Origin of the sequence: Streptomyces sp. NPDC002580 (assembly GCF_042889485.1) — a bacterium.
Lineage (GTDB): Bacteria > Actinomycetota > Actinomycetes > Streptomycetales > Streptomycetaceae > Streptomyces.
In genome coordinates this window covers 396,200-422,750 of the sequence record NZ_JBIAQZ010000009.1, presented here as the reverse complement: position 1 = coordinate 422,750, position 26,551 = coordinate 396,200, and the positions used below count along the sequence as shown (strand labels likewise).

22 protein-coding genes and 1 riboswitch are annotated in these 26,551 nt (G+C 72.1%); of the genes, 11 read left to right on the top strand and 11 right to left on the bottom strand.

Annotated elements, in window-relative coordinates:
* Nucleotides 1-3: 3 nt before the first annotated feature.
* A complete protein-coding gene (locus ACFYW7_RS27845) occupies nucleotides 4-2,346 on the bottom strand; it encodes an FHA domain-containing protein (protein WP_389507134.1) in 2,343 nt (780 codons plus the stop codon).
* 80 nt (nucleotides 2,347-2,426) lie between these two features.
* Nucleotides 2,427-2,837, bottom strand: coding sequence for a hypothetical protein (locus ACFYW7_RS27840; RefSeq protein ID WP_389507131.1), 411 nt, complete (start codon nucleotides 2,835-2,837; stop codon nucleotides 2,427-2,429).
* A gap of 363 nt (nucleotides 2,838-3,200) precedes the next feature.
* On the opposite strand from ACFYW7_RS27840, the gene ACFYW7_RS27835 reads away from it, so the two are divergent.
* Nucleotides 3,201-3,578: a nuclear transport factor 2 family protein gene (locus tag ACFYW7_RS27835; RefSeq protein WP_389507128.1), complete on the top strand. Its 378-nt coding sequence runs from the start codon at nucleotides 3,201-3,203 to the stop codon at nucleotides 3,576-3,578.
* A 164-nt stretch (nucleotides 3,579-3,742) separates the two neighbouring features.
* Here the strand turns inward: ACFYW7_RS27835 and mgrA are convergent, their stop codons facing one another.
* Complete coding sequence (gene mgrA, locus ACFYW7_RS27830; RefSeq protein ID WP_389507246.1) at nucleotides 3,743-4,735, bottom strand: L-glyceraldehyde 3-phosphate reductase; 993 nt, start codon at nucleotides 4,733-4,735, stop codon at nucleotides 3,743-3,745.
* 146 nt (nucleotides 4,736-4,881) lie between these two features.
* Between mgrA and ACFYW7_RS27825 the strand changes: the two genes are divergently transcribed.
* Both ACFYW7_RS27825 and ACFYW7_RS27820 read left to right on the top strand, forming a co-directional pair.
* Complete coding sequence (locus ACFYW7_RS27825) at nucleotides 4,882-5,775, top strand: LysR family transcriptional regulator (RefSeq protein WP_389507126.1); 894 nt, start codon at nucleotides 4,882-4,884, stop codon at nucleotides 5,773-5,775.
* Between the two features lie 133 nt (nucleotides 5,776-5,908).
* On the top strand, nucleotides 5,909-6,418 hold the full coding sequence (locus ACFYW7_RS27820; RefSeq protein WP_389507124.1) for a DUF664 domain-containing protein: 510 nt from the start codon (nucleotides 5,909-5,911) through the stop codon (nucleotides 6,416-6,418).
* Here ACFYW7_RS27820 and ACFYW7_RS27815 read toward each other — a convergent pair.
* Together ACFYW7_RS27815 and ACFYW7_RS27810 are read right to left on the bottom strand one after the other, a co-directional pair.
* Complete coding sequence (locus ACFYW7_RS27815; protein ID WP_389507122.1) at nucleotides 6,406-7,470, bottom strand: adenosine deaminase; 1,065 nt, start codon at nucleotides 7,468-7,470, stop codon at nucleotides 6,406-6,408. The genes ACFYW7_RS27820 and ACFYW7_RS27815 overlap by 13 nt on opposite strands.
* 108 nt (nucleotides 7,471-7,578) lie before the next feature.
* Entirely contained in the window at nucleotides 7,579-7,971 is a 393-nt protein-coding gene (locus ACFYW7_RS27810; RefSeq protein ID WP_389507120.1) for a VOC family protein, read from the bottom strand.
* A 419-nt stretch (nucleotides 7,972-8,390) separates the two neighbouring features.
* On the opposite strand from ACFYW7_RS27810, the gene ACFYW7_RS27805 reads away from it, so the two are divergent.
* A complete protein-coding gene (locus ACFYW7_RS27805) occupies nucleotides 8,391-9,140 on the top strand; it encodes a phosphatase PAP2 family protein (protein WP_389507118.1) in 750 nt (249 codons plus the stop codon).
* 97 nt (nucleotides 9,141-9,237) lie between these two features.
* Here ACFYW7_RS27805 and ACFYW7_RS27800 read toward each other — a convergent pair whose 3' ends face one another.
* Complete coding sequence (locus ACFYW7_RS27800) at nucleotides 9,238-10,152, bottom strand: aldo/keto reductase (protein ID WP_389507116.1); 915 nt, start codon at nucleotides 10,150-10,152, stop codon at nucleotides 9,238-9,240.
* 1,949 nt (nucleotides 10,153-12,101) lie between these two features.
* On the opposite strand from ACFYW7_RS27800, the gene ACFYW7_RS27795 reads away from it, so the two are divergent.
* Together ACFYW7_RS27795 and ACFYW7_RS27790 are read left to right on the top strand one after the other, a co-directional pair.
* Nucleotides 12,102-12,635 carry a DUF5994 family protein gene (locus ACFYW7_RS27795; protein WP_389507113.1) on the top strand — a complete coding sequence of 178 codons (534 nt, stop codon included), beginning with the start codon at nucleotides 12,102-12,104 and terminating at the stop codon, nucleotides 12,633-12,635.
* 129 nt (nucleotides 12,636-12,764) lie between these two features.
* On the top strand, nucleotides 12,765-13,358 hold the full coding sequence (locus ACFYW7_RS27790; RefSeq protein ID WP_389507110.1) for a hypothetical protein: 594 nt from the start codon (nucleotides 12,765-12,767) through the stop codon (nucleotides 13,356-13,358).
* Nucleotides 13,359-13,509: 151 nt separating this feature from the next.
* On the opposite strand, the gene ACFYW7_RS27785 is transcribed toward ACFYW7_RS27790, so the two are convergent.
* From ACFYW7_RS27785 to ACFYW7_RS27775, 3 genes are all read right to left on the bottom strand, one after another.
* Complete coding sequence (locus tag ACFYW7_RS27785) at nucleotides 13,510-13,905, bottom strand: DUF5994 family protein (protein WP_389507108.1); 396 nt, start codon at nucleotides 13,903-13,905, stop codon at nucleotides 13,510-13,512.
* Nucleotides 13,906-14,678: 773 nt separating this feature from the next.
* The gene (locus tag ACFYW7_RS27780; RefSeq protein WP_389507107.1) at nucleotides 14,679-16,046 is read right to left on the bottom strand and encodes a phospholipase; all 1,368 of its coding nucleotides are present in this window, start codon (nucleotides 16,044-16,046) and stop codon (nucleotides 14,679-14,681) included.
* A gap of 236 nt (nucleotides 16,047-16,282) precedes the next feature.
* Nucleotides 16,283-17,116 (bottom strand): alpha/beta fold hydrolase, encoded by an 834-nt coding sequence (locus ACFYW7_RS27775; protein ID WP_389507106.1) that lies wholly within the window; start codon nucleotides 17,114-17,116, stop codon nucleotides 16,283-16,285.
* Between the two features lie 431 nt (nucleotides 17,117-17,547).
* Nucleotides 17,548-17,642: riboswitch (TPP riboswitch) on the top strand.
* On the opposite strand from ACFYW7_RS27775, the gene ACFYW7_RS27770 reads away from it, so the two are divergent.
* The 3 genes from ACFYW7_RS27770 to gndA all read left to right on the top strand — a co-directional run bounded on the left by ACFYW7_RS27770 (nucleotide 17,633) and on the right by gndA (nucleotide 21,598).
* A complete protein-coding gene (locus ACFYW7_RS27770; RefSeq protein ID WP_389507104.1) occupies nucleotides 17,633-19,033 on the top strand; it encodes a purine-cytosine permease family protein in 1,401 nt (466 codons plus the stop codon). It overlaps the preceding riboswitch by 10 nt.
* A gap of 98 nt (nucleotides 19,034-19,131) precedes the next feature.
* Nucleotides 19,132-19,929, top strand: a complete 798-nt coding sequence (gene thiD, locus ACFYW7_RS27765; RefSeq protein ID WP_389507102.1) for a bifunctional hydroxymethylpyrimidine kinase/phosphomethylpyrimidine kinase — start codon at nucleotides 19,132-19,134, stop codon at nucleotides 19,927-19,929.
* A 226-nt stretch (nucleotides 19,930-20,155) separates the two neighbouring features.
* Nucleotides 20,156-21,598, top strand: coding sequence for an NADP-dependent phosphogluconate dehydrogenase (gene gndA, locus ACFYW7_RS27760; protein WP_389507100.1), 1,443 nt, complete (start codon nucleotides 20,156-20,158; stop codon nucleotides 21,596-21,598).
* A gap of 125 nt (nucleotides 21,599-21,723) precedes the next feature.
* Here gndA and ACFYW7_RS27755 read toward each other — a convergent pair whose 3' ends face one another.
* Nucleotides 21,724-22,128, bottom strand: a complete 405-nt coding sequence (locus ACFYW7_RS27755) for a hypothetical protein (protein ID WP_389507098.1) — start codon at nucleotides 22,126-22,128, stop codon at nucleotides 21,724-21,726.
* 455 nt (nucleotides 22,129-22,583) lie between these two features.
* On the opposite strand from ACFYW7_RS27755, the gene ACFYW7_RS27750 reads away from it, so the two are divergent.
* The gene (locus ACFYW7_RS27750; RefSeq protein ID WP_389507096.1) at nucleotides 22,584-23,168 is read left to right on the top strand and encodes a hypothetical protein; all 585 of its coding nucleotides are present in this window, start codon (nucleotides 22,584-22,586) and stop codon (nucleotides 23,166-23,168) included.
* A gap of 65 nt (nucleotides 23,169-23,233) precedes the next feature.
* On the opposite strand, the gene ACFYW7_RS27745 is transcribed toward ACFYW7_RS27750, so the two are convergent.
* Nucleotides 23,234-25,615: a phosphoketolase gene (locus tag ACFYW7_RS27745; RefSeq protein ID WP_389507094.1), complete on the bottom strand. Its 2,382-nt coding sequence runs from the start codon at nucleotides 25,613-25,615 to the stop codon at nucleotides 23,234-23,236.
* Between the two features lie 86 nt (nucleotides 25,616-25,701).
* Between ACFYW7_RS27745 and ppk2 the strand changes: the two genes are divergently transcribed.
* On the top strand, nucleotides 25,702-26,505 hold the full coding sequence (ppk2, locus tag ACFYW7_RS27740) for a polyphosphate kinase 2 (protein WP_389507092.1): 804 nt from the start codon (nucleotides 25,702-25,704) through the stop codon (nucleotides 26,503-26,505).
* Nucleotides 26,506-26,551: the final 46 nt, after the last annotated feature.

The window sequence follows — 26,551 nt, the reverse complement described above, 5'->3', positions numbered from 1 at the left end:
CGCCTACTTCCGCATGACCGCGGGCTCGTGGCGCCGCAGCAGACGGGCGACCAGCCAGCCGAAGACGACGGAGAGCACGACCAGCATCCCCATGTTGAGCAGCCACAGGCCGGTCGAGTGCCGGAACAGCGGGTCGCCGGTCAGGTCGCCGGGAACGATCCGGGAGAGTCCGACGGTCCCGGCCATCGCGCCGAGCGCCCAGCGGGACGGCACGAGCCAGGACAGCTGTTCGATGCCGGGCACGCCGTGCAGTTTCAGCAGCGCTCCGCAGAACACGACCTGGACGATGGCCAGCAGCACCAGCAGCGGCATCGTCACCTCCTCCTTGCGCACGAGGGCGGAGACGAGGAGGCCGAGCATCATCGCGGTGAAGGCCAGCAGGGCGACCGCCAGGGTGATCTCCACGAGCGGTGGCATCAGGACCCCTTCGCCGCCCGGCGCGTTGAGGTCGACTCCGAACAGGGCCACGAGGGTGAGGACGACCGCCTGGAGCACGGTGATGGTGCCGAGGACGACGACCTTGGACATCAGGTACGCGGATCTGGACAGGCCGACAGCCCGTTCCCGCTGGTAGATCACCCGTTCCTTGACCAGTTCCCGCACGGCGTTGGCCGCGCCGGTCAGCACCCCGCCGACGCACAGGATGAGCAGCGCGTTCATCGCCGTCTCCTGGGTCAGCTTGCTGCCGGCCAGCGCCCGCGCCATCGCGCCCATCACGAACGGCAGGGCGATCATGATGGCGAGGAAGGTCCGGTCGGCGCCGAGGGCGGCCGCGTAGCGGCGGACCAGCGTACGGAGCTGGGAGCCCCAGCTCTGGGCCTTGGGCGGCGGTCCGACGAGCGTTCCGGTCGGATCGTCCGGCATCCTCGGCTGCGAGGTCGCCTTCTCGACGTACTGGCGGTGGAACGGCGAGTCCTGGAACTCCCCCGCCCAGTCCCGGTCCCGGTCGCGCTCGAAGGCCTCGAAGGCCTCGGGCCACTGCCGGTAGCCGAAGAAGGCGAGGGTGTCGTCGGGCGGGCCGTAGTAGGCCACCTTGCCGCCGGGCGCGAGGACCAGGAGCCGGTCGCAGACGTCGAGGCTGAGCACGCTGTGGGTGACCACGATGACGGTCCGGCCGTCGTCGGCGAGACCGCGCAGCATGTGCATGACCGAGCGGTCCATGCCCGGGTCGAGACCGGAGGTCGGTTCGTCGAGGAAGAGCAGGGACGGCTTGGTCAGCAGCTCCAGGGCCACGCTGACACGCTTGCGCTGTCCGCCCGACAGGCTGTGGATGGGCTGGTCGGCGCGTTGTTCCAGGCCCAGCTCGCCGATCACCTCGTCGACCCGGGCGGTGCGCTCGGCCTTGGCCGTGTCCTGCGGGAAGCGCAGTTCGGCGGCGAAGGCGAGGGCCCGGCGGACGGTCAGCTGGGCGTGCAGGATGTCGTCCTGCGGGACGAGTCCGATGCGCTGGCGCAGCTCCGCGTAGTCGCGGTAGAGGTCACGGCCGTCGTAGAGCACCGTGCCGTGGTCGGCGGGCCGCTGTCCGGTGAGCGCGTTCAGGAGCGTGGACTTGCCGGCACCGCTGGGGCCGACGACGGCGAGCAGACATTTCTCGCCGACGGGAAACGACACCTGGTCCAGGAGCGTCTTGCGGCCCTTGTCCACCTCGACGGTGAGGTCCTGCACGTCGAGGGAGACCTCACCGCTGTCGACGTACTCCTGCAGCTGGTCGCCGACGAGGCAGAACGCCGAGTGCCCGATGCCGACGATGTCACCCGGGGTGACCGGGGCGCGGTCGACCGGCTGGCCGTTGAGGAACGTGCCGTTGTGACTGCCGAGGTCGACGATCTCGTACGTCCCGTCGGGCCGGGCCTGCAGTTCGGCGTGGTTCCGGGAGACGATCAGGTCGTCGATGACCAGGTCGTTCTCGCCGCCGCGGCCGATGCGCACGGTCCGGGAGGGCAGCGGCCGTACGGTCGTGGGCTGCCGGAAGGTGCCGGTGGCGGCCGGCACGGAGACCGCCGAGGGCCGCTCCGCGACGGGTGCGGGCCGGCCGACGAGGACGGCGCGCGGACCGTCGGCGGGACTGCCGAAGCGGATGACGCTGCCGGGTCCGACGCCCCACTCGTGGATGCGCCGGCCGTCGGCGTACGTGCCGTTCGTGCTGTTCTCGTCCTCGAGCGTCCAGTGATCGGCGTCGGGCCGCAGCACCGCGTGGTGCCAGGAGACCCGGGCGTCGTCGATCACGACGTCACACAGGGGATCGCGTCCGACGTGGTAGTCGTGGTTCGGACTCATCACCGTCGAACCCGTCTCGGTTTCGAGGACGAGTTCGGGTGCAGTCGCCGCGACCGGCCTCTCTGCCATGCCAGAATTCTAACGATTCGCCCCCGTGTGCGCCTGATCAGCACCGCACGGCCGGGCCCCATGGCGGGTGAGGCCCCGGGTCAGGCGGCGGAGACCCCCAGCACCGCGGCGGTGCGGTGCATGCGCAGCGCGTCCACCGATTCCGCGAGCAGTTCGTACTCGGTGGTGTCGTCGTTGGTGGAGACGCGAACGAGCTTGCCGGCCGCCAACTCATCGGCCACCAGCTCCTGTTGCCGCGAGTCACCGCACCAGGCGCGCAGCATCGTCGGCACGTCGGGGACGCTCTCCCCCACGGGCGCGATCGAGTTGGGCGGAAACGTGGGGTCCTCCGGCTGCGGATCGAGCCGTTCGGCCATCCAGGCCGCCCGGTCCCGCATCCACCACAGGGCCAGCGCGAGGGTCGGCGCGCGATAGGTGCCCAGGGGAACGCCGACTCGCCGACCGCCGCAGATTCCGTACGCGGTGACATGGCACAGGAATTCGTCGTGCACGGTATTCCCCCATTGGCGTCGCTCGTCGCCGGTCCGGCCTCACTTTCCCTGCGGCTCTCGGGCGTTGCTCCGTGCAATTGCACGGGCTTGGTTGAATTGCCCTACTGATTGAGTATCGCCACTACTGACACACTGTCACCATGTGATTCCAGCCAGTCTCTTGGCATATTCATGGTGCGGGTTGGCCGAAAGGGCACGACGGCGTACCGCGCGGCGGCCCGGACCCGGGGTGGCATTACCCGCGGGGTAATCGACGCTCCGGGCGGTGCCCGGCAGGGTGGTCGCATCGCGCCCCGGAGCGGCACACCGGCCGGGGACGCGGTCCCGACCATGGATACGTCCCCCGATGGAGGCTGGTTCACCATGTCCGCGAACACCGACCGGTACGAGATCGCCGTCACCCGCTACCTCGAGGCCTGGAACACCCGCGAGCGGAACACGCTGGCGAAGGCGGTGGCCGCCGCCTGGACGGCGGACGGCGGCTACACCGACCCGCTCGCCGACGTCCGCGGGCACGACGCGATCACGGCGGTGATCGCGGCCGCGCACGAGCAGTTCCCGGACTTCGCCTTCCGCCTGCTGGGCGCTGTCGACGGACACCACGACACGGCCCGCTTCCGCTGGGAGCTCATCGCCGAGGCGGACGGTTCGGCGCCCGTCGCCGGCTTCGACGTGATCGTCCTGGACGCCGAGGGCCGGATCAGGAGCGTGCACGGATTCCTGGACCGCGTTCCGGCCTGAACGGGGCGTGGGCCCACCTAGCGCGGGCCCTCGAAACGCCGCCGAGGCGGCCGGGGCGCTCCCCCGTTCCGGGGCCTCGGCGTCCGCCCGGCTCGCTCGGCGCCCGGATCCCGCTCGGCGGTGGGTCGCCGAGCGGGATCCGGGCCCGCGGCACCGCGCCGGATCTAGACCTTGACCACCGCGTCGATCCGGGCCAGCTCGTCCGCGGTGAAGTCCAGGTTGCCGATGGCCGCCACGCTGTCCTCCAGCTGTCGCGGGCTGCTCGCGCCGATCAGGGCGGAGGTGACCCGGCCGCCGCGCAGCACCCAGGCGAGCGCCAGCTGGGCCAGCGACTGGCCGCGGGACCTGGCCAGCTCGTCGAGGGTGCGCAACCGGCCCACGAGGTCCTCGGTGACCTTGTCCGCGCTCAGGAACGGGCTGTCGCTCGCCGCCCGCGAGTCCTCCGGGATGCCGTCGAGGTAGCGGCCGGTGAGCAGGCCCTGCTCGAGCGGCGAGTAGGCGATGGACCCGATCCGGAGCTCGTCGAGCGTGTCCAGCAGGCCCTCGTCCTCGGGGCGGCGGTCGAGCATCGAGTAGCGCGGCTGGTGGATGAGCAGCGGGGTGCCCAGCTCGGCCAGGATGCGCGCGGCGTCCCGGGTCTGCTCGGCCGAGTAGTTCGAGACGCCGACGTACAGCGCCTTGCCCTGCTGGACCGCCGAGTGCAGGGCGCCCATCGTCTCCTCCAGCGGAGTCTCCGGATCGGGGCGGTGCGAGTAGAAGATGTCGACGTAGTCGAGGCCGAGGCGGCCCAGGCTCTGGTCGAGCGAGGACAGCAGGTACTTGCGCGAACCCCATTCGCCGTACGGGCCCGGCCACATCAGGTATCCGGCCTTGGTGGAGACGACCAGCTCGTCGCGGTGGTGGGCGAAGTCGGCCTTCAGGGCGTCGCCGAGGGCGGACTCGGCGGAGCCGGGCGGCGGGCCGTAGTTGTTCGCCAGGTCGAAGTGCGTGACGCCGAGGTCGAAGGCGCGGCGCAGGATCGCGCGCTGGACGTCGACCGTCCTGTCGGGGCCGAAGTTGTGCCACAGGCCGAGCGACAGCGCGGGAAGCATCAGGCCGCTGCGTCCGGTGCGCCGGTAGGGCATGTCCGCGTAACGGTCGGGGTGTGCGGTGTACAACGCGGTCTCCTGGAGGACGGGGAATCGGGACTCCACTCTCGCGCGCCCCGCGGTCAGCGGTCCAACGGGAGGATCGGATGGCATTGAGCGCTCCCGCTTCTCAATCGGTGACGACACCCGTGCGCCGGCGTCTAGGGTGGTGCGCCATGGAACTGCGCCACCTTCAGCACTTCGTCGCCGTCGCCGAGGACCGGCACTTCACCCGGGCGGCGGAGCGGCTCATGGTGTCGCAGTCGGGTCTTTCGTCGTCGATCCGCGCACTGGAGCGGGAACTCCAGGCGCCGCTGTTCGTGCGGACGACCCGCCGGGTCACCCTCACGGAGGCCGGGCGCGCCCTCCTCGTCGAGGCGGAGCGGATCCTCGCCCAGGTCCGCTCGGCGCACGACGCCGTGGCCGCCGTGCAGGGCGTGCTGCGCGGCACTCTCTCCCTCGGCACCGAACAGTGCATCGCGGGCGTCCACTGCGCCAGGCTGCTCGCCGCGTTCCGGCGCCGTCACCCGGACGTGGAGATCCGGTTGCGCCAGGCGGGTTCCGAAGCGCTCGCCGAGGAGGTCGCGGCGGGCCGGCTCGACCTGGCGTTCGCCGTACGCACCCGCGCCGACTCCGAGCAGCTGCGATCGGTCCCGCTGGCCGCCGAGCCGATGACCGTGCTGTGCCACCCCGGGCACCGTCTCGCGACCGCCGCCGTGGTGACGCCCGAGGAACTGGGCGCGGAGGCCTTCGTCGACTTCCATCCCGACTGGGGTCCGCGACGCGCCACGGACGCCGCGTTCGCCGAGGCGGGTGTGCAGCGGACGGTGACCCTCGAGGTCAGCGACGTCCACAGTCTTCTGGAACTCGTGCACGAGGGTCTCGGGATCGCCGTCGTACCCCGTCACTTCGGGCTCAAGCGCGAGGCCCGCGATCTCACGGCGCTCCCCTTCAAGGGCGTCTCGGAGGGGTCGTACGAGACCGTCGCCATGCTCCCTCCGCCGGAGGCCACGAGCCCGGCCGCACGCGCCCTGATGCTGCTTCTCGACGTCTCCCGGGAAGGCGTCTGACCCGTCCGGCACCGCTCGGGCGGGGCGCCCGGGAGACTCGGCGGGTGCGGCGGACCGCCGGCGCCGCCTCGGCGGTGGCGGGACGCGCGGGAATCCGGACGCGGGGACGGGCGCGATGCGCGATGGTGGATCCATGCTTGCCAAGGACATCCTCATCGACGGTTACAGCCGCATCCGGGAAGAAGTCCACGCCGCCGTCGACGGCCTCCCGCCGGACGGCCTGAACGCCCGTCCCACCGAGACGGCCAACTCGGTCTCCTGGCTGGTCTGGCATCTCACCCGCGTCCAGGACGACCACGTCGCCGACGCCGCCGGAAGCGAGCAGGTCTGGCTCACCGAGGACTGGGCCGACCGCTTCGGGCTCGACCTGCCACGGCGCGACACCGGGTACGGCCACACGTCGGCGCTGGTCGCCCGGGTGCGGGTGGAGTCGGGTGACCTGCTGGTCGGCTACTACGACGCCGTCCACGAGCGGACCCTCGCGTACCTCGGCGGGCTCACCGCCCAGGACTTCGAGCGGGTCGTGGACGAACGCTGGGACCCTCCGGTCACCCTGGGCGTGCGCCTGGTCAGCGTCCTGTCCGACGATCTCCAGCACGTCGGACAGGCCGCCTACGCCAGGGGACTGCTTCAGCGGGCGTAACCCGGCAGCACGACGTCCGCGATGAGCGCCTCGCGCTCGTCGAAGGGGATGAAGGCGCTCTTGAGCGCGTTCACCGTGACCGTGCGCAGGTCGTCGACGCCCCAGCCCGCCTCGTCGACGAGCAACGCCATCTCGCGGGTCATGGTCGTACCCGACACCAGACGGTTGTCGGTGTTGAGGGTGACGCGGAAGCCCAGGTCGCGCAGGGCGGTGATGGGGTGCTCGGCGATCGAACGCGCCGCTCCGGTCTGGAGGTTGGAGGTCGGGCACATCTCCAGGGCGATACGGCGGTCGCGGACCCAGCCGGCGAGGCGACCGAGCTTGCCGTCCACGATGTCGTCGGCGATCCGGACGCCGTGGCCGATGCGCTGCGCGCCGCAGACCTGGAGCGCCTGGTGGATGCTGGGAAGCCCGTGGGCCTCCCCGGCGTGGATGGTGAACGGGACGCTCTCGCGGCGCAGGTGCTCGAAGGCGGCCAGGTGGTCGGCGGGCGGGAAGCCGTCCTCGGCGCCCGCGATGTCGAAGCCGACGACTCCGGCGTCCCGGAACGCCACCGCGAGGTCGGCGGTCTCCCGGGTCCGGTCGAACATCCGCATGCCGCAGAGCAGGGTGCCGACGCGCACCGGGGTGCCCGCGGCGGCCGCCTTGGCCATGCCCGCGGCGAGGCCCTCCTGCACGGTCTCGACGACCTCGGGCAGGGTCAGCCCGCCGTTCACCATCAGCTCGGGCGCGTACCGCACCTCGCCGTAGACGACGCCGTCCTCGGCGAGGTCGAGCACGTACTCCTCGGCCGTGCGCAGCAGGCCTTCACGGTTCTGCATCACGGCGAGGGTGTGCTCGAAGGTGGCTATGTAGCGCACCAGGTCACCGGAGTTGGCGGCCTCGTAGTACCAGTCGGCCAGTGCCTGCGGGTCCGTGGTGGGCAGGGTGTGGCCGACGGTCTCCGCGAGCTCGACCAGGGTGGCCGGGCGCAGACCGCCGTCGAGGTGGTCGTGCAGGACGGCCTTGGGCAGGCGGCGGATCGTGTCGATGTCGATGCGGGACGCGGTCATGTGCGGTGTTCCTCGGCAGGTCGTTCGGGGCGGGAAGGTGCTGGAGGGTGCGGGAGGCCAGGCCGTCCGACGGGTGTCAGCCGGCGGGCCGGAGCCGGACGCCGGCTGTCAGTCGGCGGGCTGGAGCAGGTCCCAGCGGTTGCCGTACAGGTCCTGGAAGACGACGACGGAGCCGTACGGCTCGTGGCGGGGCTCCTCAAGGAAGGTCACGCCGGCGGCGAGCATCCGGGCGTGGTCGCGGGCGAAGTCGTCGGTGTGCAGGAAGAAGCCGACGCGCCCGCCGGTCTGGTCGCCGACCCGGCCCCGCTGCGCGTCGTTCTTGGCCCGGGCCAGCAGCAGTCCGGTTCCGCCGCCGTCCGTCCCCGGCTCGACGACGACCCAGCGGGAGCCGTCGGGCCTCGGGGTGTCCTCGACCAGGCGGAAGCCGAGGGCTTCGGTGTAGTGGCGGATCGCCTCGTCGTAGTCGTCGACGACGAGGGTGACCAGGGCGATACGTCTCATCGGGCCCCTCCAGGGTTATACGTAACACGCAGGGTACGTCATCCCGTCGAGAGCCTGTCGTCACCCACCGGCGAGGCGGCGGAGGGTGACGCGTGCGCGCCACCGAGCCGGCCCCGGACCACGCCCCCCGGGGCTCGTCCCGGGCGGCCTCGAGAACGGACACCCCGGCCTCGATCGTCTACAGTGATGTAGACAGAATGTGCGCAGACGAAACCGGAAAGGCAGTCGGCACGAACGAGGTCATCGGCCCCGTGCGCGCCCGCACCGAAAGGGGCCACCCCCATGGCCGCAGCCCCGCATCCCTCGTCCGCCCGCCGGGCCGGCACCGACCGGACCGCGCCGTGAGACGCGCGAGCGCCCGGGACGCCACCGGCCGGGCGGGAGCGGGGAGCCCGGCGCCGGCGGGAGGCGCGGCAGCCGTGACGCTGCTCGTGGCGGCCGTCGCGAGCCTGGTCGCGTTCGTGGTGCTGACGCTGCTCGTGGCAGGGCGCGACGGTGCCCCCTGGCTCCTGGACACGGAGCTCGCCTCCTGGTCGCTCGCGCACCGCCCGGACGTGGCGCTCGCGCTGGCCCGCGGCGTGACGTACACGGGCACGGGCCTCGTCCCCTACACGCTGGTCGTCGTGGCGGGACTCGTCCTCGGGCGGACCTCGGGACAGCGGATCCGCGCCGTCACCGTCTGCGTCTGCTGCCTGGCCCTGGCGCAGGCGGTCCGGTACGCGGTGATGTCACTGGTGGCCCGTCCGCGTCCCCCCATGGCGGACTGGGCCACCCACGCCTCGGGCTGGTCCTTCCCGTCCGGCCACACCACCACGTCCGCCGTCGCCGGTGGGCTGCTCGTCCTGGCGGTGCTCGCCCGGGGCCCCCATTGCCGGAAGGCGCTGGTCCTGGTCATCGGCGCCTGGTCCGTGCTGGTCGGCCTCTCACGGGTCTACCTGGGCGTCCACTGGTTCTCCGACGTCCTCGGCGGCTGGCTGTTCGCCCTCTGCTGGCTGAGCGTGTTCGTCCTCCTCACCACGCGGCTCCGGCCCGGCGCCTTCTCAGCGGGGTCGGCGCCCCGGCTTCCCCCGCATCCCTCGGGCGAGAAGCCTCCGGGCGCGTCCGACGCCCGGCGCGGCACCGCTCAGGACGACCGGCAGGCGCCCCGGTCGGCCCTGCCCTCCGGCTGAGCGACAGCGGCGCCGGTGCCGCCCTGCGCCTCCGGACCGACAGGTCGGCGGGCAGGGATCGGCGGACCCCCGCCCGGCCGGACGGGGGTCCTCGGCGTCATACGCGCCCGGCGCCCCGGGCGTGCAGCGCGTCGAGACGGGCGAGCTCCGATTCCGTCAGACGCAGAGCGCCCGCCGCGATGTTCTCGGCCAGGTGGTCCGGGTTGCCGGTGCCGGGGATGGCGAGCACGTGCGGGCCCCGCGCGAGGGTCCAGGCGAGGCGGACCTGGGCGGGCGTCGCGTCGTGCGCCTCGGCGACGGCGGTCACCTCCGCCTCGACGCCGCCCTCCGGGCCCAGCGCGCCGCCGCTTCCCGCGATGGCGAAGAACGGCACGAAGGCGATGCCGTTCTCGCCGCAGACCCGCAGCACGGTGTCGCCGTCGGGGGAGGAGGCGGCGAGCCCGTACCTGTTCTGCACGGAGACCACGGGGGCGATGGCCCGGGCCTCTTCGAGATGCCGGGGCTCGACGTCGGAGATGCCGAGGTTCCGGATCAGACCTGTGTCGCGCAGCTCCGCGAGGGCCCCGAAGTGTTCCGCGACGGAGTCCTGCCCCATGCGGCGGAGGTACACCAGGTCCAGGTGGTCGCGGCCGAGCTGGCGCAGGTTCTCCTCGACGTGGGAGCGCAGCTGGTCGGGCCGGGCGGGGGTGCCCCACTCCCCCGCCCGGTCACGCAAGGGACCGACCTTGGTGGCGATGACCAACCCGTCGGCGTACGGGGCGAGCGCGCTGTTGATCAGTTCGTTCGCGGAGCGCAGCGAGGAGAAGTAGAAGGCGGCGGTGTCGATGTGGTCGACTCCCAGCTCGACCGCGCGCCGCAGCACGGCGATCGAGCGTGCGCGGTCGCTCGGCGTCCCGTGGTGGAAGGCCGCGCTGCCCGTCAGCCGCATCGCGCCGAATCCGACCCGGTTGACGGTGAGTTCGCCCAGTGTCCAGGTGCCCGCGGCTGCGGCGGTGATCGTTTCTGCGGTCATCGTGGCAGTCTCGCATGCGGTCCGCAGAACGGTGTCGACCGGCTGCTCGGCCCTGCGAACGAGACCGGATGAGTTCGCGTGTCCGGATGCGTTCGCGTGTCCGGCTCGTGCGAGGGCGACCGCGGCGCGTGCACGAGCGATGGGTGCCACCGGGCTCATATCTCCACGAAGTGGACCTCCCAAGTACCGTATGGGGCAAGGGACATACACATGTCGCCACGCCTCGACCCCCTGGTTCACGCGCCGGACGGCCGCCGCCGCTGGTGCACGGCGGCGGCCGTGGTCGCGAGGACGCGAGGCCCCCCGGCCATCGGTCCGCGCGCGCTGCCCTCCGCGGCGGCGGGGTTGCGGGAGCACCCCGAGTGGAAACGCCGGGAGGACGGAAGCTGGAGCCGCGTTCTCCGGTGATGCGGCTCCGGCCGGCCTCGATTGCGACTCGGGGGCTGGGAGCCTGGGGAGGGGACTCGTCGGTTCCGTCGATTCCGACACGGACGAAGTCCCGCCTGCCCTGTTGGGAGCCTAGAGCAGTTGCGGAACGAGCGGAACAGGGCCTGACGTACGCGTTCTCCCCGGGCCGCCTCTTCGGCACCTGGCAGCCGCAGTCGGCAGGAACGGTGTCCACCCGCCCGGACATCTCATCGACACCGGGGACCGGGGTCTCCCACAGCGTGGACCTGCCCGAGGGCGACCGAGAGCACGCGGGACACGCTTCTGCAGCTGGGCACCCTCACCAAGGCGACCCTTTTCGCTCCGGCGACCCCAGGCCGACTCCGAGAACTCCCCTGTTCCGACGTCTTGTTGGCAAGGGAGGGCGCCGGGCGTTCACTGACAGGCCACGGCGCAGGGCCATGCCGCTCCGGACCATTCTGGCGAGATTCCCCTTGCCGCTCCGCCCTGTCCCCGCGGAACCACGACTTCCTGCGATCCGAAGTCCGGCGACGTCACGGATTCCTCTTCCTCCACTGACCCGTTCCGACCGTGGCCGCATGTGGTCCCCCTTCAACGACGAGGCCGACCATGAGTGTTGGACGAACCGTCAAGAACAGGACGCAGGAGATCAAGGGCCGGATCTCCGAGGCGTTCGGCCGGTCACCCGCAACAGGAAACTGGAACGGAAGGGCAGGGTCGAACGCGTCTCCGGCAACCTGAGGCAGGCGGGCGAGAAGGCGAGGCACGCCTTCAGGCGGTGACCGCGAAGGCCCCGGGCTGTGCCCGTGCCCCGTCGCGCGAAGACCTCCCGGTCGGCGTCGACGCGTGACTCTCCACTCTCCAGGAAGAACGGGGGAACGTCAGCCGTGCTCATCGTCGTGATCACCGCCCTGATCGTCCTCGCGACGACCGCCGTACTCATAGGGCGTGGACCCGTCCGAGCCTCCGCTTCGGCCCACCGGACGACCCGGCCCTCACCCGCGACGACGCCGACGCGGCTGGTCCTGGCCCCCGCGAGCGCTGAAGCCGTCCGGCTCCCTACGGGCCGCAAACCGAACCGCCAGGAGGCCGACCCGGACGATGCCCGAGCCACGCTCGCCGCCGTATGGTTGGTTCTGGGTTGGTTCACTCTCACGTGCAACCGCCCGGAAGGGCGGCTCCGGCGTGTTTGCGCCGGAGCCGTTGCGTGAGGCTCGTGGCAGCCGGGGCCGGGGACATCCGCCGATCATCGGCATCGCGCTTCTCGCCGCCGATGGGGTCAGCGGCTACGTCCGACGGTCCCGGCGGCAGCCATGTGACAGGCGTGCGGTCGTCCCTGCCGGCGTTCGGAACCGGTGCCCCGGCAGAGCCCGTCCAGCCTCCCGTGGGAGTACCGTGGAGGCATCGAGAGTACTTCGCACACCGGCCGCCATGCCGGTGTCGTTCTCGGCGAGTGACGACACCGGGCCGCCGCCCCGAGCTGCGGCCGGAAGACAGGTACGCGCGATGCCCGCGACCATCAGCCAACCCCCCTGCGGATCGTGCCCTTCAGGGCTCCGACCGCTCGTCTCGCGCTGAAGACCGTCAGCACGTCCCGAGGACCTCTCGACGGAGCCTGGTGGCCCCGCTCCCGGGACCTGGCCGACGAACTCTCCGCCCTGGCCGACGTATTGGACCCCTTGTCCGGACGGATCACCCGGATCGCCGTCAACCCGACCTACTGGCCGACCATCCCGGACAGTGTGCCCGTCAACGGTCGCATGGTGAAGGTCGGGTGGTTCACGACGGAGTTGGACCCCCACAAGATCCTGCTGCTTTCCCACACGACGGGCAGCTGGAACCTGCTGGTGATCCCCCCGGAGACCAGCACCCAGGCAGCCGGTCGCCTGATGGCCGCCGCGAGCGCCGGCCCTCCGGCGACCGCGAGCGCGCTCATGGCTGCGGAGCACGCCTTTCACGGCGGTTCCCTGGCCGACCGGCCGCAGGATGCCGCGGAAGCCCGGGGTGACGGGGACGACGCCTCCCCCTACCGGGCGGCCACTGCCGGGCGAAGCCGTCTGATCACGGCGCGGTGAGCGCCATGGTCACCGCCGGTGCCATCGGCAACTCTCAGACATGACGCCTGGTTCACCCCGTCGACTCCTGCTGCCACGATGCCGAGTCCGGGGATGAACGTCCCGCGTCCCCCGGGGGGAGAGGCTCAGATGTCAGAGGTGTACTTGCGCAGGCTGTCCCGATGGCAGGCCGAGCAGCAGCGGGACGCCGTCGCGAACGTCCATGTCGCGGCTTACCATGGGGCCTCCGGCGCCGAATACCGCGACCGTCAGGGCTTTCTGAGCCGCTTCGAGCAGCATGTGCAGCGCCCGGACTTCGACATGGTGGTGGCCGACATGGGTGGCCTGGTCGGCTGCGCCTACGGGTACCGGATCCCTCGAACCGGCGACTGGTGGTCAGGCTTTCGAGGAGAGCTTCCCACCGACATCGAGGAACTCACCGCCTCCGGCCGTACGTTTCTGCTGGCCGAGTTGATGGTGCTGCCCGTCCACCGCCGCGGTGGCGTCGCGACACGCCTGGGTGAGTGGTTGCTGGCCCGCCTAGACACCGATCTGGTCGTCGCGGCCGTGGACCGGTCCGGCGACGACGGCCACGAGAACGCGGCGGCGGAGACCCTGCGCGCCTGGGGCTGGACAAAGCTCGGCGAACTCGGCTCCCACACCCCTTCGGACTCCGGATCCGATGCCGGCCCTGGCCGGGCAGGGTTCGCTCGAGAGGTGTGGATCCGGAGGCCGCCGGGGTGATCCCACGCCGCCCCGGGGAGCGAGGCGTCACTCCCCGGGGCCGTGCCACGGATCGTGCCGCCCACGCCGTCCCGCGGGCGGAGAGACTCCCGCCCCGGTCCCCGTACAGGCGAGCCGACCGTGTGGTGCGCGGGCTGCCGGAGCCAGGTCGTCAGCGAGTGCCGACCGCCGCGGCCGCCATCAGCGGCTCGGCGTCCGCCGCGTCGAGCTCCGGTGGCACGACCAGCAGGTCCCTGCGGTCCCGGCCGTTGCCGAGCAAGGAGATGGTGTGCCGGCCACGCGACCCGGCCGACCTGTGCAACCGAACGACGTGGTTGGCGACGAGCATGCGTCCGGGCGACATCGGCCACATCGCCCTGTTGACGTCCACGGCGGTGATATGGCCCCACGTACGAGGCAACATGCCGATCAGAAGCGGGAGTTCGGCGAGGAGATCGCGCGAGCGGGGCCACCATGCCCCGTCGACGCGCCGTGGCAGGACACTGTGCGGCGCCAGTCGCACTCGGGCGAGGGGCAGGGAGGGCAGGGATTCGAGGACGGCGGCCATGGAAGCTCCTGTCTGAGGGCACACCTTCGGCGTGCCGATGACTCGCACGCCGTGACCCGGCGGTGAGCGGGACGGCTCGGTCGAGCCGGGCGACGGGCCGAGCTCGTTGAACTCGGTGGCCGGGGTGCAAACCGCGTGGCCGGGGACTCGGACCGCCTTCGTGTGCGGGTGCGCGGGCCCTAGGGTCGACGGCCCCGCTCCCGTTGTCACTTCCGCTCGTCCTGGACGAGGCACCGGCAGAATGGGCGGGCGGCACCACGCTCGGCCTCGGAATGGGCGCCAGCGGTTCGGTCCACGCGTCGCCGGCCCGCGCACCCCGGCCGGACCGGCAAAGGGACTTCGGAGACCGCACAGCCGAGCACGGGGCGAACGCCTTCGGCCGTCATAGGGCGGAACCTGCCCCGGGCCATGAACCACCCGGCGTCGTCCTGCGCCGGGGACAAGACCGGCTCGATCACCGGCCTACGACGTGCCCTCGGTTTCCCCACCGTACCCCGCCCGCCGGGAAACGGGACTTCGGAGACCGCACGTCTGCGAAGGCGCCGCCCCACCCTTCTCTTCCAGCTCTCGCGCAGATCGCCCCGCTTCCGGTTCCGTGGAGCGCCTTGTCAGGACACCGTTCCGGGCCGGTCGGCCGCGGCCGCCATGGAACGGGCTGTCCGGGAGCCGAACCGCTCCCGGACAGCCCCGACCCCACCGGCCTTGCCAGGCGGGCCCCTCGTGGACCGCTCCCCGCAGGTGAGGCCGCCGCATGGCGCGCGGTCTCAACCGGGCTACGGATAGGTGTAGGTGTTCAGGGTGTTCACCGCGGACGCGGGGTCGCCCAGGTCGTAGCGGTCCACGGCGAGGAAGTTGGGCTTCTTCCTGGCGGCGGGCTGGCAGAAGCGGCGGGCGCGGTCGGCGAGTTTGGTGTTGTCCGTGCCCGCGGTCCCGGAGATGGCGGCGTCGCGGAAGTGGTTCATGACGAAGAGCGGACGGAAGCCCGTCTCGGTGCGGGTGAGCGGCACGTTCGTGCCCGCGTCGTACCAACGGCTGTAGCAGGACCAGTCGGAGGAGCCGAGGGGCGAGCCCATGGACCAGTAGTTCTCGACGGTCCATTCACGCTGGTACATGACGCCGAAGCTGTCCCGGGTGAGCCCGGCGGACTCGTCGGAGGCACGGCTGTGGTCGGTGAAGATCAGCAGGCGCCGTCCGGCGGCGGTCAGGTCGGCGAGCTTCGGCCAGCCGTTCTCGCGCACGCCCGTCAGATCGGGGCGGTAGAGCACGTCGGACAGGCCCTTCACACGGGCGAGTTCGGATCGCAGGACGCCCGGATCGACGTAGTCCTCCAAGAACACCGTGACGATCTGATCGGGATGCTGCTTGAGGAAGTCGACCATGCGCTGGAGGTCGACCCAGAGGGCGACCGGCCTGCTGACGAGGGTGCAGCTGTTGTGACACAGGATCGCGCCGTCCGGGGTCTGGTGCAGGTCGAGCATGAACCCCCGTACACCGTCCGCGAGTTGTTGATTGATGCCACGACTCTGGTTGGGCACCAGGTTGACGAAGGGCGGCGCGAATCCGCCGTCCACACCGTTGGCGTAGGCGTTGTGGGCCGTGAGGAACGTGACCTGATCCAGGGTGCGTTGGTCCTGCGGCGGCATCGGCCGGGTGCCGGGCGCGACCGGGGTCAGGTACCAGTCGGCGAGGGCGTTCCGCGGGCCGATCGCCAGCTGGGCCGGGTAGTTGGCGCCGGACGGCTTGGCCGCGACCGTCAGATAACGGTCCGTTCCGGGCGCCTTCAGGGTGTACCGGTCGGCGCCGTTCGGTACGACCTCCCAGGCGGCGTCGGCGCTCCCGCAGGCGACGGTCCGGGCCTGGTCGCCCGCCCGGCCCAGACAACTGCCCGCGCTGTCGGCGCTTTCGAGGACGGACGCGGAACCGTTCGCGCGGAGGGTCCACTGCTGGTGGTCCTCATTGCCCTTGGGGTTGTGCTGGACGACCGCGCCCGAACTGTCGGCGGCGTTCAGGCCCGTGGTCGCGCTCTGGACGAAATAGGCGCCGGCGGGCGGGACTTCGGCGGCACCGGCGGGCGCGGGAACGACGAGGACGGTGCCCAGTACGGCGGTGGCGGCGAGCAGGGAGCGTCGGCTCGGTCTCATGGCACGTGATCCCTTCCTGTGGGGAGCATGAGCATGCCATGACAGGGCGAGCGTCGGCGGTACGGATCGCGTCAATGGTCGGTCGCGGGCGGCGAGGCTCCGCGCGGGCGGCCCCGCCCGTCGCTCCGACGCGGCGACCGGGTGCGGAGAACAGCTGCGCCGGCCCGTCCTCGACACGGCCGCGACGCGCCGCCGTTCACCCCGCGGACGAGGTCGGGCGGTGCCTTCCGGAGACGTCAGGCCGGGCCGGCGGGGGTGCCGGGGTGGGCGAGCCGCGCGGCGAACGCGGCGATGTCGGCGACCACGCGTTCGGGCTGTTCCCAGTGGACGACGTGGCCGGCGCCTTCGTAGACGAGGAAGCCGGCGCCGTGGACGGCGTCCAGGATGACCTGCTGGTCCTCGCGGGGCAGGTACTCGTCCTGGTCGCCCCAGATGACGAGGGTGGGCACCAGGATGCCCGCGAGCGTGGCGGCGAGATCGGTGTCGAGGAGCCCGGCCGCGGTCTCCTTCCAGACGTGCGCGGGGAGTTTGAGGCTCTCCTCGACCATCGTCTCGATGAAGCCCCGGGCGATCGGGCGGGCCGCCGTGCCGGACAGGAAGTCCTCGACGAAGGGGCGGGGCACGGGATCGGAGAGGCCTTCCAGCGCCTTCCGCAGGCCGCTCGCCGCGGGTTTGTCGGCGAGGGTGCCGGGGACGCCGAGCAGCACGAGACCGGCGATGCGGTCGGGGTGGCTGCCGGCGACGATCCGGGCCGCGACGCCGCCGCTGGACGCTCCGACCAGGATGGCGCGGGGGATGTCGACCGCGTCGAGGAAGGCCACCAGGTCGGCGGCGAAATCCTCGGGAGCGTAGCCCTCCGGAGGGCGGTCGGCGTCGCCGTGACCGCGCTGGGTCGGCGCGTAGCCGTGCAGGGACGCCGGGAAGCGCCGCAGGAGGGGCTCGAAGGACCACCAGGAGTCGCCCAGCCCGTGTACGAGGACGACCGGTGTGCCACCGGGGTAACCGGCTTCGGCGTACGGGAGGGTGAGCCCTTCCCGCACCTGCGCGGACTTCAGGGAGATCACGGTCACGGCACCCTGCCTCCTTCAGCCCGGCTCCCGGGGTCCGGGAAACCCGGAGCGGGGAGCGGGCGGCGATCACTTCCGACAGTACCGAGCGGCGGCACTCGCCGCGCTGTGGGGAAGCCCGATCGTGACCGCTCGGACGCGACGGACGCGCGCCGCCGCGCGTGCTGCCCGGGTGCGCCGGTCGCGCTTCCGTCCGAGCGGCCACGGGTTCGTCCGCCCGAGCCTTGTCCCGCAGCGCCGCGTCCCGCCGGACCGCGGGTCCCGGGCGGGGCGGAACGCGTGGACAGCCGGTGGACGGGGGGATGGACGTGGGCAGCCGGTGGACGTGAGGTGGGCCGGGCCGGTCTGGACCGAGTCGTGTGCGCGGGTCTTCGTCGCGTGGAGGAGCGGACCGGCGTACCCGGGAGCGAGGGGATGCGGTTAGTGTGTCCGTCGTACCGGACACGGGGTGCCCCGTCCGAGGGCTGAGATCACACCCGTCGAACCTGAACCAGTTCATACTGGCGGAGGGATGTCTCCATGCCGTTGGCGCATGTTTCCGGCGGGCTGCCCGCCGACAGCCGGCCCGCCGTCTTCGACGGACGGATGCCCGCCGCACCCGGTGACCTCCGGGTGGAGGGACACGGCATCGAGCCGGTCCCCGAGGACAACCGGTACGGCGGCGCCGGCCGCCTGTTCACGGTGTGGTTCGCCCCGAACCTGACGATGACGGGCGTGTTCACCGGCACCATCGGGATCGCTCTGGGCCTGGACTTCACCACCGCCCTCGCGGCGGTCGTCCTCGGCACCGTGGTCGGCGCGCTGCCGACCGCCTACCTCAGCACCTGGGGCGGCCTCACCGGGAGCGGCCAACTCCCCCTCGCACGCCTCGCTTTCGGCCGGGCGGTCGCACTGCCGGGAATGCTCCAGTGGCTGTCGTCGGTCGCCTGGGACGCGCTGATCGGCCTGTTCGGCGGGGACGCGCTGGCCCGGCTGTGCGGCTGGCCGTTCTGGGTCGGCGTGCTGGTCATGATGCTGGCCCAGGGGGCCCTCGGCGTCCTCGGCTACGAGGCGATCCACCGCCTCCAGATCGTCATGACGTTCGTGCTCGCCGTGGCGTTCGCGGTGATCGCCTGGCGGATGCTGGACGGCGTCCACCCCGCCACGACCGGAGCCGCGACCGGGGCCGACCGCGTGGGCTCGTTCGTACTCACCAGCACCATCGCGCTCAGCCTCTCGCTGTCCTGGGCGCCCTACGCCAGCGACTTCAGCCGCTACCTGCCGCGGGCCACCTCCCGCCCCCGGATGTTCTGGTGCACCCTGCTCGGCCTCGTCGTGTCCTTCGTCGCCGTCCAGGTCCTCGGACTGTGGGGCGCGTCGGTGCTGACCGACCAGACGGCGGCGGGGGTCGAGGAGTTGCTCGGCGGCGGGACCGCGGGCGCGTTCGGGCTGCTGGCCGTGGCCCTGGCGGCGGTGTGCAGCAACGCGATGAACGACTACAGCGGTTCGCTGGCGCTGCAGACCGTGGGCGTACGGATACCGCGTCCGCTGGCCGCCGCGCTGGCCGCCGCGCTCGGTTTCCCGCTGGTGCTGTGGATGCACGCCGCCGACACCACGGCCCGTTTCCAGAACGTGCTGCTGTTCGTGGGCTATTGGATCCCCGGGTTCGTCGCGATCGTCGTCGTCGACTGGATCGCCCGCGGCCGGCAACGCGGCGGCGCACCGGTCGACCTCGCCGCCGAGACCGCCCGACCCGACTCCGGGTGGCTGTCGTCGGTGGCCTTCGTCGCGGCGTTCGGCGCCGCCGTGCCGTTCATGGACACGAGCCTGTACGTCGGTCCGGTCGCCGACGCCCTGCACGGCGCCGACCTCTCGTACTACGTGGCGTTCCTCGTCGCCCTCGGCCTCTACGCCCCGGTGCGGCTGCGCCGCCGCGCCTAGAACTCGCCCTGGACCGCACGGGGTTGCCCGGGATCGGTCCACGCTCCGTCGGACGAGGGGCCGCGCGCCCGAAGCCGTACCCGAGAGGAACACCTCGCATGACCACACCGCCCCGCGTTCTGACGATCGCCGGATCCGACTCCGGCGGAGGCGCCGGAATCCAGGCCGACCTGAAGACGATGCTGGCGCTGGGCGCCCACGGGATGAGCGTGCTCACCGCCGTGACCGCGCAGAACTCCGTGGGGGTGCAGGGTGCTTGGGAGCTGTCCGAGGAGGCGGTGCGGGCCCAGTACCGCAGTGTGGTCGACGACATCGGGGTGCAGGCCGTGAAGACCGGGATGCTCTCCTCGCCGGGCCTGGTCACGACGGTCGCCGAGCTGCTGTCCGACCTGACCGCTCCGGTCGTCGTGGATCCGGTGAGCGTCTCCAAGCACGGGCACCGGCTGCTGGCCGACGAGGCGCTGGACGCCGTACGGACCCGGCTGCTGCCTCGGGCGACCGTGGCCACCCCGAATCTCGACGAGGTCGCCCAGCTCACCGGGATGAAGGTGCGGGACGAGGAGGGCATGCGCCGGGCCGCCGGCCTGCTGCTCGCGTACGGTCCCCGTTGGGTGCTGGTGAAGGGGGGCCATCTGCCGGGAGAGGCCGTCGATCTGCTGACCGACGGCACGGCGGAGCACTGGCTGCGCGCGCCGCGCCACGACAACCGGCACACGCACGGCACCGGTTGCACCCTCGCCTCGGCGATCGCCGTCGGCCTCGCCGAGGGCCTTCCGGTGCCGGAGGCCGTGCGGCGGGCCAAGGAGTACGTGACCGCCGCCATCGAGGCCGGTTTCGCGCTCGGCGCCGGCATCGGGCCGGTCGACCACGGATGGCGGCTGCGCCGGAACGCCTGAGACCGCGGCCGCCCGGACACGGAACCATCGATTCCGTCCGTTCCCGCCCGCCCGGAACGTCCGGGTCCGGCCCCGGCCCGGGGCGCCGAGTGCGGGAAGTGCCGCACGAGCTGCGCCCGGAGGTGAACACCTCGCCCCCTGCCGTGCGTACTGATCGGCACAGCGACAGTCGTCTGCTCGCCCGTCAGGTACGCGGGGAGGCAGATCCGGATCCAAGGAGCACACCATGAAGGCGACCGCGCAGATCGGCGTCACAGGGCTCGCGGTGATGGGCCGCAACCTGGCCCGCAACTTCGCCCGAAACGGCTACACCGTCGCCGTCCACAACCGGACTCCGGCCCGCACCAAGGCCCTGGTCGAGGAGTTCGGACATGAGGGCTCCTTCGTGGCGGCCGAGACGGCCGAGGAGTTCGTGGCCGCGCTGGAGCGCCCCCGCCGCCTGATGATCATGGTGCAGGCGGGTGCGGCCACCGACGCCGTCATCGAGGAGTTCGCCCCGCTGCTGGAGACGGGCGACATGATCATCGACGGCGGCAACGCCCACTTCACCGACACCCGGCGCCGTGAGCAGTCGCTGCGCGAGCGCGGCATCCACTTCGTCGGCGCGGGCGTGTCCGGCGGCGAGGAGGGCGCCCTGAACGGGCCGAGCATCATGCCCGGCGGCTCCCCGGAGTCGTACGCCTCCCTCGGCCCGATGTTCGAGACGATCAGCGCCAAGGTGGACGGCGAACCCTGTTCCACCCACATCGGCACCGACGGCGCCGGACACTTCGTCAAGATGGTGCACAACGGCATCGAGTACGCCGACATGCAGCTGATCGGCGAGGCCTACGACCTGCTCCGCCGCGTCGGCGGCTACACCCCGGCGCAGATCGCGGAGATCTTCCGGCGCTGGAACAAGGGCCGCCTCGACTCGTACCTGATCGAGATCACCGCAGAGGTCCTCGCGCACACGGACGCGGCCACCGGCGAGCCGTTCGTGGACGTCGTCGTCGACGCCGCCGGGCAGAAGGGCACCGGCCGCTGGACCGTGCAGACCGCGCTCGATCTCGGTTCCCCCGTCACCGCCATCGCGCAGGCGACCTTCGCCCGCGCCGCGTCCAGCCAGGACGAACTGCGCGCCGCTTACCGGGGCCTGCCCGGCGGAACCCACTGGGACCTGTCGGCGACGGAGGCCGAGCGGTTCACCAGCCAGGTCGAACACGCGCTGTACGCGTCGAAGCTGATCGCGTACGACCAGGGCTGGAAGATGATCCTGGACGCCGCCGCCGAGTACGGCTGGGACATCGACCTCGGCGAGGTCGCGAAGATCTGGCGCGGCGGCTGCATCGTCCGCGCCGCGTTCCTCGACCGGATCCGCGCCGCGTACGCCGTCGACCCGGGCCTGGTCAGCCTGCTCTCCGACGCCGGGTTCGCCACCGAGATCAAGGACGCCCAGGTCCCGTGGCGCGAGGTCGTCTCCACGGCCACCCGCCGGGGCGTCCCGGTGCCGGCGTTCTCCGCGGCCCTGTCGTACTACGACACCCTGCGCGCCGACCGGCTGCCCGCCGCCCTCACCCAGGGCCAGCGCGACTTCTTCGGCGCGCACACCTACCGGCGCACCGACCGCCAGGGCAGTTTCCACACCCTGTGGGGCGAGCCCACCCGCGCGGAGACCGAGGTCCTGTGACCCCGACCCGACACTGAACCGGTGACGAACGGGCCGGGCATCCGCGGCGGCGGATGCCCGGCCCGTTCGCGTGTGCGGGCGGACGGGCCGTGATCAGGTCTTCGGCGTTCGGCGGGGCGGGCCCGTCAACGGGCGGCCATGAACGCCCCCCGCGGCCGGGGCACGAGACGCGCCATCACGGCGGCCGGGAGGCCGGGGCAGGCGGCCGGCTTCTCACGGTGCTCCGCCACCGGATCCGCCGCGAACCGACGCGCCCACCGCACGCTGCCGCGTCCCTCGTCCAGCAGGGCGAGGGCGGCGCTCGGATGCGCCGCGGGGTCGACGTCGGCGGCGGCCAGCCGGCCCGCGTGGGCGAGCGCCACACCGCTCTCGCCGACACGCGACAGGAGAGCGGCCGCCCGGGCACGGCTCAGGTCCGCCCGACCGGCGAGGTCGTCGGCGAGGTCGGCGTCCGCGACCTCGATCAGGCGGTCGACCAGTTCGGGCGGCAGGGCGGGATTGGCGGCGAGACCGCACAGGACAGGGTTCACCGGGGCATCCTGCCGGGGTTGCCGCCGATTCGCCCGAGGATTTCGGCCTCGGACGTCCCGGTGCCGGAGCGGCGAGGCCGCCCCCATGGTCCTGCGGCCGTCGACCGGTTCGCGGTGGGTGGCCGGTTCGGGTGCGATCCGGAGATGGTGTCGTGCGCGGGACCGCCCGGGAACGGGGTCGGGCCCGGGGCGGGCGACGGGGTTCGGAGGGTGGGGCGTGGTCGGTCGGTGGAGGGGACACGGGGAGGCGTCGCCGGCCGGGGCGGGGTGGGCCTGACCGTGTCTTCGCCGCTCCCCCGGCTCTCGTCATGAGGCTCGGCATGGGGCCTGACCGGGGCGGATGGGCTCCGCCGTGGGCCGCTCGGCCGCCATCGCGGGCTCGGGCGGCCGCCGCCACCGCTCGCGCGCGTCGCGATCCCCTTGCACTGTTGGGGGTAACGAGGAGGTGCGGTGCCATGCGCGGAGCACAGGATGCGAGGCAGTGGTGCTGGCGCTGGCGGAGGAACCCGCTGCGTCGCCGTGACGACGTCTTCGAGGCGTGGATCGTGCTGATCGTCTGGACGGTGATCGTGCTCGGCGGCACCCTCGCCGGTCTGATCACGTCCCATGCCGCGGACGCGTCCTTCACCCGGCTGCGACAGGACCGCCACGCCATTCCGGCTGTCCTGACCGAGAGTTCGGGCAGCGCGCTGCCGGCCGGAGAGGGCGCGGTCTACGACCACGTCCGGGCGGCCGTCCGGTGGACCGCGCCGGACGGCTCTCCCCGTACCGGCCGCGCTCTGGTCGAATCCGGGCGCAAGGCCGGATCGCCCGTGGTGATCTGGATGGACTCCGAGGGGCAGCTCGCCACGGCGCCGCCGAGCGCGGGCGCGGCGTCCACCGAGTCGACTCTGCTGGGCGTCGGCGCCGCCGTCTCGCTCGGCGGCCTGGTGTTCGCCCTGGGCGGCTTCGCGCGATGGCGGCTCGACCAGCGGCGCTACGACCGGTGGGGACGCGAGTGGGAACGTCTCGGTCCGCAGTGGGGGCACAAGACCCCGTGACACCGGGGTGAGCCCGGCACGCGCCGAGGCACGGGCCGCGCTCACCCGGCGGGTGCGGCCGGCCCTCAGCCGCCCCAGGTCCAGTCCGCGACCTCGGGGAGGTCGGTGCCGTGCTCGCGGATCCAGGTGTGGTGGCGGGAGCGGGCGTCGGCCATCTCCTGGCGTACGACGGCGGCTCGGACGCCCAGGCCCGGGACCCGGTCGATGACGTCCATGACGAGTCGGAAGCGGTCCATGTCGTTGCGGACGACCATGTCGAACGGCGTCGTGGTGGTGCCCATCTCCTTGTAGCCCCGGACATGGAGGTTGCCGTGGCCCGTGCGGCGGTAGGTGAGACGGTGGATGAGCCAGGGGTAGCCGTGGTAGGCGAAGATCACCGGCTTGTCGGTGGTGAACAGTCCGTCGTACTCGGAGTCGCCCATCCCGTGCGGGTGTTCCTCGCGCGGCAGCAGGCGGGTCATGTCGACGACGTTGACGACCCGGACGGCGATCTCGGGCAGGTGGCGGCGCAGCAGGTCGGCGGCGGCCAGGATCTCCTGGGTGGGGACGTCGCCGGCGCAGGCGAGGACGACGTCCGGTTCGTCGCCGTTCTCCGAGCCGGCCCAGTCCCAGATGCCGGCTCCGCGGGCGCAGTGGGCGCGGGCCTGGTCCATGGACAGCCAGTCGAAGCAGGGCTGTTTGCCGGCGACGACGACGTTCACGTAGTCGCGGCTGCGCAGTACGTGATCGGCGACGGACAGCAGGGTGTTGGCGTCCGGGGGGAGGTAGACGCGGACGACCTCGGGGCTCTTGTTGAGGACGTGGTCGACGAAGCCGGGGTCCTGGTGCGAGAAGCCGTTGTGGTCCTGGCGCCACACGTGCGAGGTGAGCAGGTAGTTGAGGGAGGCGATCGGGGCCCGCCAGGCCAACTGCCGTGAGGTCCTGAGCCACTTGATGTGCTGGTTGACCATGGAGTCGACGATGTGCACGAAGGCCTCGTAGCAGGAGAACAGCCCGTGCCGGCCGGTCAGGAGATAGCCCTCCAGCCAGCCCTGGCAGGTGTGTTCCGAGAGGATCTCCAGCACCCGGCCGTGCCGGTCCAGGTGTTCGTCCACCGGGAGCGTCCCGGCCTGCCAGGCCTTGCCGGTGGCGTCGAAGACGGCGTCCAGGCGGTTGGAGGCGGTCTCGTCGGGGCCGACCAGCCGGAAGTCGCGGCGCCCGGCGGTCTCCCGCATGACGTGTTCGAGGAGGTCGCCCAGTACCCGGGTCGGCTCGTGCAGGGTGAGGCCCGGCTTGTCGACGGGGACGGCGAAGTGCTCCAGGGGCGGGAGCGGGAGGTCACGGAGGAGGATGCCGCCGTTGGCGTGCGGGGTGGCCCCGAGCCGCCCGGCTCCCTCGGGTACGCAGGCGAGGACGTCGGCGGCGGGACGGCCCTCGGCGTCGAAGAGTTCCTCGGGGCGGTACGAGCGCAGCCAGGCCTCCAGTTGGCGCAGGTGTTCCGGGTTCTCGCGGACCCCGGCCAGCGGCACCTGGTGGGCGCGCCAGGTTCCTTCGACGGGCAGGCCGTCGACCTCGGCGGGGCCGGTCCAGCCCTTCGGGGTGCGCAGCACGATCATCGGCCAGTTCGGCCGCTCGGCCGGCCCGTCCTCGCGGGCCGTGCGACGGATGCCCGCGATCCGGTCCAGTGCCTGGTCGAAGGCGGCGGCCATGGCGCGGTGCACCTGGGCCGGGTCGTCGCCCGTCACATGGATCGGGTCGTGTCCGTATCCCCGCAGCAGCGCGTCGAGTTCGGGCTCGGGAATCCGGGCGAGCACGGTCGGGTTGGCGATCTTGTAGCCGTTGAGGTGCAGGATCGGCAGGACGGCGCCGTCGTGGACCGGGTCGAGGAACTTGTTGGAGTGCCAGGACGCGGCGAGCGGTCCCGTCTCCGCCTCACCGTCGCCGATCACACAGGCGACGAGCAGTCCGGGGTTGTCGAAGGCCGCGCCGTAGGCGTGGGCCAGGGAGTAGCCGAGCTCGCCGCCCTCGTGGATGGAGCCGGGCGTCTCCGGGGCGACATGGCTGGGCACACCGCCGGGGAAGGAGAACTGCCGGAACAGTTCGGCCATGCCCGCCGCGTCGCGGGACACCGTGGGATAGGTCTCGCTGTAGGTGCCCTCCAGCCAGGAGTTGGCCAGGACGGCCGGGCCGCCGTGTCCCGGGCCCCAGACGCACAGCGCGTCCAGGCCACGCGCCTTGATGACGCGGTTGAGGTGGGTGTGCACGAGGTTGAGGCCGGGCGAGGTCCCCCAGTGACCGAGCAGCCGGGGCTTGATGTGCGCGGGGGTCAGGGGTTCGCCGAGCAGGGGGTTGGCGAGCAGATAGATCTGTCCCACGGCGAGGTAGTTGGCGGCCCGCCAGTGGGCGTCCAGGGTGCGCAGTTCGTCGTCGGTCAGTACGGTGCTGTCCTGGTGTTCGACCTTGGTCATGGTGACTCCGTAAGACATCGGGGTACGTCGGCGAGACGGGTCGACGGGGCGCCTCGCGCGAGGCGCCGTCGGGCGGAGGAGGCGGCATGGCCGAGAAGAAGACGGCGAAACTGCCGCGCGCGGTGTACGAGCAGGAGCTGCTCCGGCTGCAGGCGGAACTGGTGAAGGTTCAGGAGTGGGTGCGGTCCGAGGGCGCCCGCGTGGTCGTGGTCTTCGAGGGCCGGGACGCGGCAGGCAAGGGCGGCACGATCAAGCGGGTGGCGGAACTCCTGAATCCGCGCGTCGCGCGGATCGTGGCGCTGCCCAAGCCGACCGAGCGCGAGCGCACCCAGTGGTACTTCCAGCGGTACGTGGAGCATCTGCCGGCCGCCGGGGAGATCGTGCTGTTCGACCGGAGCTGGTACAACCGCGCCGGGGTCGAGCACGTCATGGGCTTCTGCACGAAGGAGGAGCATCAGCTCTTCCTCCGGCAGTGCCCGATCTTCGAGCGGATGCTGGTGGAGGCGGGCGTTCTGCTGCACAAGTACTGGTTCTCGGTGAGCGACGCGGAGCAGCAGAAGCGGTTCCGGCGCAGGCTGGACGATCCGACGCGGCGCTGGAAGCTCTCCCCCATGGACCTGGAGTCGATCACCCGGTGGGAGGCGTACTCCCGGGCGAAGGACGAGATGCTGGTGCACACGGACATCGTGGAGGCGCCGTGGTTCGTGGTCGAGAGCGACGACAAGCGCCGCGCGCGGCTGAACATGATCGCCCATCTGCTCGCCTCCGTTCCCTACCACGAGGTCCCGCCGCCGGTCCTGGAGTTGCCCCGCAGGCCGCCTTCGACAGGCTACGTGCGCCCGCCGCGTGATCTGCAGACCTTCGTCCCCGATCACACGGCGGGCCTCTGAGCCACTCGGCGCGGTGGCCACGCGGCACGGTCACCAGACCGGGTGC